The 6,418-nt window shown below is 71.3% G+C and carries 6 protein-coding genes, 1 tRNA gene and 1 other RNA gene; 5 read left to right on the top strand and 3 right to left on the bottom strand.

What is annotated here, in order from left to right:
- Positions 1–386: 386 nt before the first annotated feature.
- The gene (locus tag WCD84_RS11565; RefSeq protein ID WP_343281463.1) at positions 387–1,448 is read right to left on the bottom strand and encodes a glycosyltransferase family 9 protein; all 1,062 of its coding nucleotides are present in this window, start codon (positions 1,446–1,448) and stop codon (positions 387–389) included.
- 19 nt (positions 1,449–1,467) lie between these two features.
- Here WCD84_RS11565 and WCD84_RS11560 point away from each other — a divergent pair, with 19 nt between their 5' ends.
- Positions 1,468–2,229 (top strand): 3-deoxy-D-manno-octulosonic acid kinase, encoded by a 762-nt coding sequence (locus WCD84_RS11560; protein WP_343281462.1) that lies wholly within the window; start codon positions 1,468–1,470, stop codon positions 2,227–2,229.
- A 2-nt stretch (positions 2,230–2,231) separates the two neighbouring features.
- A complete protein-coding gene (locus tag WCD84_RS11555; RefSeq protein WP_343281461.1) occupies positions 2,232–2,990 on the top strand; it encodes an MBL fold metallo-hydrolase in 759 nt (252 codons plus the stop codon).
- A gap of 9 nt (positions 2,991–2,999) precedes the next feature.
- Here WCD84_RS11555 and ffs read toward each other — a convergent pair.
- Together ffs and WCD84_RS11545 are read right to left on the bottom strand one after the other, a co-directional pair.
- An RNA gene (gene ffs, locus WCD84_RS11550) (signal recognition particle sRNA small type) lies at positions 3,000–3,096 on the bottom strand.
- Positions 3,097–3,148: 52 nt separating this feature from the next.
- Positions 3,149–3,241: transfer RNA gene (locus tag WCD84_RS11545), tRNA-Ser, on the bottom strand.
- A gap of 361 nt (positions 3,242–3,602) precedes the next feature.
- Between WCD84_RS11545 and dnaX the strand changes: the two genes are divergently transcribed.
- The 3 genes from dnaX to recR are packed head-to-tail and all read left to right on the top strand — an operon-like array spanning position 3,603 to position 6,418.
- Positions 3,603–5,480 carry a DNA polymerase III subunit gamma/tau gene (gene dnaX, locus WCD84_RS11540; protein ID WP_343281460.1) on the top strand — a complete coding sequence of 626 codons (1,878 nt, stop codon included), beginning with the start codon at positions 3,603–3,605 and terminating at the stop codon, positions 5,478–5,480.
- A gap of 1 nt (position 5,481) precedes the next feature.
- Positions 5,482–5,802, top strand: a complete 321-nt coding sequence (locus WCD84_RS11535; RefSeq protein ID WP_343256127.1) for a YbaB/EbfC family nucleoid-associated protein — start codon at positions 5,482–5,484, stop codon at positions 5,800–5,802.
- Between the two features lie 19 nt (positions 5,803–5,821).
- Positions 5,822–6,418 carry a recombination mediator RecR gene (recR, locus tag WCD84_RS11530; RefSeq protein ID WP_343256126.1) on the top strand — a complete coding sequence of 199 codons (597 nt, stop codon included), beginning with the start codon at positions 5,822–5,824 and terminating at the stop codon, positions 6,416–6,418.

Here is a 6,418-nt window from a genome sequence, read left to right as displayed (position 1 = left end):
CGGGCCCGGACCTTTTGCGCGGTGGTGGACGAGGGCAACGTCGACGCAGATGTCGCAACCGGGCGGTAGTCACCGGATCAAGCCGCACGGCCACGCCACGTCACACCACGGCCACGGCCACGGCCACGATCGCGAGCGCGCCCGCTCTTGATCTCCGTCCCGAAGCCAAGAAACTCCACGGCCCGTCCCGTGCACAGGGGGTGTGCGGAGAGCAGGCCATGGATGGCCGGCGCCCGGCCGCTGGGAGCAGGACGCGGAGACGGCCGGCGCAGCACACCCCCTGTGCGCGGGACGGGCAGCGCGGACCAGAACGGAGAAACGCACGGAACGGGCAGCGCGGACCAGAACGGAGCAGCTCCCGGCGCAACAACACTCCACCTGTCACATCATTGCTTTCGATGGTCGGCGCGGTAGCGCTCGAAGGCCGCGACCGCGTCTTCCACGCTGATCAGGTCCATCACCCCCTCGCGCTCGATCTTCGTGCCCCAGCGCAGGCCGGACGCCGGCTTGCCGAGGAAGCGTCGCGCCGCATCGTCATACCTGTCCACGCAGTAGCGCCGGTCCGAATACGGCCCGCTGCGCGCGGGATTGGTTGCCGCGTGCAGGCCCAGCACCTTGGTGCCCATGGCGTTGGCGATGTGGGTCGGGCCGGAATCCGGCGTCATCACTAGGTCGGCGCGCTCCAGCAGCGCCGGAAGCTGCTTGAGCGTGTCCTTGCCGACCAGGTCCAGCAGCGGGACGCCGGCATTGGCGATGATGGCGTCGGCAGTGGCGCGTTCCAGCTCGCTGCGGCCACCGCAGAGCACCACGCGCCAGCCCTGGGCCACGGCGTGCGCGGCCACTGCAGCGTTGCGCCCTGCGCTCCAGTTGCGCAGCGCGTGGCTGGAACAGGGCGAGACCACCAGGGTCGGCCGGCCGTCGTCGGGCCACTGCGCCCGTGCCCATGCGCGGGCGTCGTCGGGTACTGGAAGCGCCCACTCGACGCGCTCCTGGCGCAGCCCGAGCGGACGCGCGAACGCGCCAAGCACGTCCAGCACGTGCGGGCCGGCATCGGCCGGAATGCGTTCGTTCACGAACATCCCGTGCAGCTCCTTCGAGCGTGCGCGGTCGTAGCCGATCCGCCGCCGCGCGCGCACCGCGCGTGACAGCAGGTTGGCGCGCAGCGCGAGCTGCATCAGCAGCAGGGCGTCGAATTCGCGGCCCGCCAGCTCCCGGCGCAGCGCCCTCGCGCCCTCGCGCCCGGTCTTCTTGTCGTAGACCACGAACTCCACGCCCGGCAGGCCCTCGAGCAGGCGCTGCTCGCCCTTGGCGATGATCCAGGTCAGCGCAACGCCGGGCCAGGCCCGCTGCAGCGTGTGCACCAGGGGCAGGACATGGGTCACGTCGCCCAGCGCCGACAGGCGCAGCAGGCAGATCGAACGTGGTGGAGCGGTATCAGGCTGCGACAAGCTTGTTAGACTCGGAAGGATGGCAATTTTCGACGCCGCAGAGAGCCTGACGCCGTTCCGCGCCGGACCCGGCGCGAGCGGGTTCGGCTCGATTCTGTTCGACCAGACGCAGCTGCGGCAAGCGGATCCGCGCTGGTTCGATCCCGAGGCCTGGGGACCGCGTGCCACGCCGGTGTCGGGCAGTGGCCGCGGCGGGGCCTGGTTCATCGATGACACCAGCAACGGGCCCTGCGTGCTGCGGCATTACCTGCGCGGCGGGCTGGTTGCCGGCTTCAACCGTGATCGCCATCTCTGGCGCGGCGCCGACCGCGTGCGCAGCTTCGCCGAGTTCCGACTGCTGCGCGAACTGCGCAAGCGCGGCCTGCCGGTGCCGGAGCCGATCGCGGCCTCGTACGTACGCAGCGGCGCCACCTATCGCGCGGCGATCCTGATGCAGCGGCTGATGGACGTGCGTTCGCTGGCGGAGTGGGCGGGCGGCGATCCGGCAACGACGCCGTGGGAGGAGACCGGTCGCCTGCTGGCGCGCTTCCATCGCGAAGGCTTCGACCACGCGGACCTCAACGCCCACAACATCCTTTATGACGCCACCGGTCAGGGCTGGCTGATCGATCTCGACCGCGGCCGCATGCATATCCCGGCCACCGGCTGGCGCATGGGCAACCTGGCGCGGCTGGAGCGTTCGCTGCTGAAGCTCCGGGGCGCGCGCAGCGAGGCCGAGGTCCGGGAGGACTTCGCGCGCCTGCGCCGCAGCTACGACAAGCGCTGGGATCGGGGCACCTGAGCATGGCCTGGACGCTGAGGTTCCAGGGCGTGGGCAGCGCCTCGGCGGTGGCCCTGGGCTCGCCGATGGCGACCATCGAACGCGATGGCGCGCCGTGGCTTGCCATCGACTGCGGCGCCGAAGGCCTGACCAGCTACCTCGCGCACTACGGCGCGCCGCCGCCGGCGCTGTTCGTCACCCATGTGCACCTGGACCACGTCGCCGGCTTCGAGCGGCTGTTCGTGGCGAATTATTTCGATCCCGCGCGGCGCGGGCGCACGCCCCTGTACGTGCCGGTGGACGTGCTTCCGCTGCTGCACCGGCGCGTGGCCGATTACCCGAACGCGCTGGCCGAGGGCGGCGCGAATTTCTGGGACGCGTTCCGCGTGGTCCCGGTGGGCGACGCGTTCTGGCACGACGGCGTGCGCCTGGAAGTCTTCGAATCCCGCCATCACTGGCCGCGCACCGCCTTCGGACTGCGCCTGCGTGGCAGCCTGGTCTGGAGCGGCGACACGCGGCCGATCCCCGGGGTGCTGGCCGCGGTCGCAAGCGAGGGCGAACTCATCGCCCATGACTGCGGTCTGCTCGGCAATCCCTCGCACAGCGGCATCGATGACCTGGAGCGCGAATACGCGCCGGAGCTTCTGGCCCGCTGCGTGCTTTACCACTACGCAAGCGAGGCCGATGGCGAGGCCATCCGCGCGCGCGGCCACCGCGTGGCGCGCCCCGGCGAGGCGATCGCGCTGGCCGATCCGGTGCCGCATCCGGCATTGGTGCCCTGAATGGAGGCGGCCCCGCCAACTTGCCTCGGCACCCGCGTCGATCAATACCGTTGCTGCCTTCCGGCCCTGGCGGAGTTTTCGATCTAGCGTCGCGAGGGGCCGACGGGGCCACCATGGAAACCTGCGAACGCGGCCGATGCGCGGCGCGCGCTTGGAACTGGCGGAGAGAGGGGGATTCGAACCCCCGAAGCGCGGTTTAGACGCTTACACACTTTCCAGGCGTGCTCCTTCAACCACTCGGACACCTCTCCGCACCTGCCCTTGCGTCCTGCCTGCCTTGGCACGACCGCATGGGACCGGCAATTCTAGCCCTCCGCTGGCTGTATCGACAAGGAACATCGGCGCATTGGCGGAGGTCGGGACGGGACATGGCTCTCAACCCGCCTTGGCGCTGACACGAAGCCCTGTGGGAGCAGCTACAGCTGCGATCCGGCCGCGGCGATGGTGGCAGCGGGGGGGGGGGGGGGGGGGGGGGGGGGGGGGGGAGGGGGGGGGGGAGGGAGGGAGAAAAGAACAAACCCCCCCCCCCCCCCCCCCCCCCCCCCCCCCCCCCCCCCCCCCCCCCGCCCCCAGACCCATCGGCCGCCTCCGCCCGCATGGCAGAATGGCGGCATGTCCTACCTCGTCCTCGCCCGCAAGTGGCGCCCGAAGCGTTTCGCCGAACTGGTGGGCCAGGAGCACGTGGTCCGCGCCCTGGTCAACGCGCTCGATTCCGGCCGCGTCCACCACGCCTTCCTGTTCACCGGCACCCGCGGCGTGGGCAAGACCACGATCGCGCGCATCTTCGCCAAGAGCCTCAACTGCGAGCGTGGCGCGTCCAGCGACCCCTGCGGCGAGTGCGAGACCTGCCAGGCCATCGACGCCGGCCGCTACATCGACCTGCTGGAGATCGACGCCGCCTCGAACACCGGCGTCGACAACGTCCGCGACCTGATCGACAACGCGCAGTACATGCCCTCGCGCGGGCGCTACAAGGTGTACCTGGTCGACGAGGTGCACATGCTGTCGAAGCAGGCGTTCAACGCGCTGTTGAAGACGCTCGAAGAGCCGCCGGAGCACGTCAAGTTCCTGTTCGCGACCACCGATCCGCAAAAGCTGCTGGTGACGGTGCTGTCGCGCTGCCTGCAGTTCAACCTCAAGCGCCTGGACGAGGAGCAGATCGGCGGGCAGATCACAAAGATCCTTGCCGCCGAAGGCATCGACGCCGAGCCCGGCGCGGTGCGCCAGATGGCGAAGGCCGCCGATGGCAGCCTGCGTGACGGGCTGTCGCTGCTTGACCAAGCGATTGCCTACTGCGGCGCCGGCGAAGGCGTTGCGCTGACCGACCGGGCCGTGGCGACGATGCTCGGTTCGGTCGACCGGACCCAGGTGGCAGGGCTGCTCGCGTCGCTTGCCGACGACGATGGCACCGCGCTGATGGCGACGATCGACGTCCTGGCCGGCTTCTCGCCCGACTGGGCGGGCGTGCTCGACGCGATGGCCGAGGCCCTGCATCGCATCCAGGTCAGGCAGCTCGTGCCCGGCAGCGAAGGCGAGGCCGATGGTGTCGACGTCGACGCGCTGGCCTCGACGCTGCGCCCCGAGCTGGTCCAGCTCTGGTACCAGATGGCGGTCGGTGGCCGTCGCGATATCGACCTCGCGCCGAGTGCGCGCGTGGGCTTTGAAATGAGCCTGCTGCGCATGCTGGCGTTCCGGCCCGGCGAGGGCGGCGCGGCATCCGGCGCTGGCACCGGTGGCCAAGCGGGTACGGCCGCGCCGGGCGCGGGGCGGTCGGCCGCGGCAGCGGCCCGCGCGGCGCTGCAGGGAGCTGCGGTGGTGCCGGCCGCCGGTGACGCCAGGGCGACGGCCGCAGACGTGGCGCCCGCAGCCGCATCGGCTCCGACACCGGCATCCAGGCCCGTGCCGAGCGCGTCGACCCGCGCTCCGGCTCCGGCTCCGCGGCAGGCAAAAGCACCGGTGATGCCTGTTGACGCCCCGCCGTGGCCGGAAGCGCCATCGGTGGCGCCATCCCCGGCTACGTCCGTGGTCCCAGCCGCGGCTCCCGCAGCCATTCCGGTGGCCGCACCCCGGGCAAGCGTGTCGCCGGCCGCGGTCGACGCTGCGTCATGGCCCGACTTCGTCGCCGGGCTCGGACTCCGCGGCCCGGCGCGCGAACTTGCGGCCAGCTCCGCCTTCGTGGGCATGGGCGACGGCGTGCTGCGCCTGTCGCTGCCCGCGGCCGACGACCATCTCCGCGCCCCGCTCCTGGTGCAGCAGCTCGCCGACGCCCTGGCTCCCACCTGGGGCGCTGCGCCGCAGATCCGCTTCGAGTCCGCCGCCGCCGCCGCCGGCGAAACCCTGCACGCGCGCAACGAACGCGCGCGCGACGAGCGCCAAGGCGCCGCGGAATCGACCTTCCTCAATGATCCGGACGTGCAGCGCCTGATGGAGCGCCAGGGCGCACGCGTGGTCCCGGACTCGATCCGTCCCATACAAGAACAGGAGCACTGACATGCGCGGGAACATCGCCCAGCTGATGCAGCAGGCACAGAAGATGCAGGAGAACCTGCAGAAGGCCCAGGCCGAACTGGCCAATATCGAAGTCACCGGCAGCGCCGGCGGCGGCATGGTCACGGTCACGCTGACCGGCCGCAAGGAGTGCCGGAAGGTGCGCATCGACCCCAGCGTGCTGGCCGATCCGGAGATGGCCGAGGACCTGGTGGCCGCTGCGTTCAACGACGCCAGCAACAAGGTCGACAGCGAATCGCAGGCGAAGATGGGCGCCGCCACCGCCGGCATGCCGCTGCCCCCCGGCATGCAGATGCCGTTCTGAACCGGCGCGCCGCGACATCGTGAGCGTGCCCCTGATCGAGCAGCTGGTCGAGGCCTTCCGGGTGCTGCCCGGCGTGGGCCAGAAGACCGCGCAGCGCATGGCCTACCACGTGCTTGAACGCGGGCGCGACGGCGGCAGGCGGCTGGCCGGGGTGCTGGCCGAAGCGGTGGAGAAGATCGGCCACTGCGAGCGCTGCCGCGACTTCAGCGAGACGCCGCTGTGCGCGACCTGCGCCAGCGCGTCGCGCGACGGCCAGCTGCTGTGCGCGGTGGAATCGCCCGCCGACCGCCTGGCGATCGAGCAGGCCACCGGCTATCGCGGCCTGTACTTCGTGCTGCAGGGGCGGTTGAGCCCGCTCGATGGAATCGGCCCGCGCGAGCTTGGCCTGCACGTACTGGGCGAGCGCCTCGCGCAGGGCGAGGTGCAGGAGCTGATCATCGCCACCAATCCCACCGTCGAGGGCGAGGCCACCGCGCATTACCTGGCGCAGCTCGCGCGCCAGCACGGCGTGCGCCCGAGTCGCCCCGCCCACGGCCTGCCGCTGGGCGGTGAACTCGAGTACGTCGATCGTGGCACGCTGTCCCACGCCTTCGGCAGCCGCGGCGAGATGGCCTAG

Source organism: Luteimonas changyuni (assembly GCF_039548395.1).
Classification (GTDB): domain Bacteria; phylum Pseudomonadota; class Gammaproteobacteria; order Xanthomonadales; family Xanthomonadaceae; genus Luteimonas.
The sequence above is the reverse complement of the archived record's forward strand: the minus strand, read 5'-3'. Positions and strand labels throughout refer to the sequence as shown.